The following is a 1,050-nucleotide window of genomic DNA, read 5'->3' as shown; positions in this document are numbered from 1 at the left end:
ACGGCAAGGTGGCAGACTTCCGGCAGAAGCTCTCGGAGCAGGGTCTCACCTGGGCGGTGGGCATTCTGCCGACCCAGACGGTCTATCCTGCCGACGTCATGATTGCTCCGGCTATGAAGGTGGCAGAATAGTGCTAATTGCGCCTGCGGCGTTCCGGCAAGGATCGCGTTCACATAGGTCACCGAATAGTTGTTGGCGTTGACCAGCAACTCCGCGGCCTCGATCTGTCGTATGGTTTTCATCTTGCGCAGCGCGTCGAACACCGCGCCGGTCGCGGGCTTGTCCTTGAGGATCGCGACGGCTTCCTCGCAGATGCCGTCCAGCAGGCGCACCTTGCGCCGGATGCTACTCATGTTGAGGTCGAGCGCGAGCGCGATCTTTTCCTCCGGCACGCCGCGCTCAATCGCCTTACGGATCATCTTATGTTCCTGGATCGGCGCGAGGCGGCTGACCTGTCGGTTGTAAGTGAACGCTTCGTCGTCGGTGGAGACGAGGCATTCCACCTCGTTCGCTCCTGCGTCCTTCAACGCCTCGATGCGCATGTGGCCGTCGAGCAGCAACCAGGTGGCGGACTTGTCGGGGTTCCGGACGACGATGGGCGGCTCGACGATTCCGATCTGGGCGATGGAGGCCACGATCTGACGGAATTTCCGGCTGGATTTCGCGGATTTGCCGAAAGCGCGCAGCGGCAGGATGGCATCGATCGGGAGGGTAACGCAGTCGTCCTCGAAGCCGTGACTCACGCTGCGCGGGGGCTCGCGGGCCTCGCGTTTCATGCCGATGCCCCCTCAGTGACGGACCTAGCGAGATCGGCAGGCATCGTCTTTAGGCCCTCGGCCCTGAGCAGCGTCATGAAATGCGCTTCTGCGCAGAGCTTGCGGAAGGCCTCGCGCACGAACATCAGCCGGCTCTGTGTGAACTCTGCCTTCCTAAGAAACATCCGCCGCCTCTGGTGCCGGTGCAAGAGCATAGCCAAGCGATCGCGCACGACGCTGCAGATTGGCCAGAACCCGGGATCGGTGCCGCGCGTCATAGGCGGCAGCACCGGGA

The 1,050-nt window shown here is 62.8% G+C and carries 1 protein-coding gene and 1 pseudogene; both read right to left on the bottom strand.

Annotation, left to right across the window (positions count from 1 at the left end):
• The coding region (locus H5395_RS18385) for a plasmid partitioning protein RepB C-terminal domain-containing protein (RefSeq protein ID WP_182793989.1) at window positions 1–776 on the bottom strand (776 nt) is incomplete at its 3' end.
• A pseudogene (locus tag H5395_RS19295) lies at window positions 773–1,050 on the bottom strand (hypothetical protein); the annotation flags it as partial. The pseudogene H5395_RS19295 and the gene H5395_RS18385, both read right to left, overlap by 4 nt.

The organism is Paracoccus sp. MC1854, assembly GCF_014164635.1.
Lineage (GTDB): Bacteria > Pseudomonadota > Alphaproteobacteria > Rhodobacterales > Rhodobacteraceae > Paracoccus.
The sequence above is the reverse complement of the archived record's forward strand: the minus strand, read 5'-3'. Positions and strand labels throughout refer to the sequence as shown.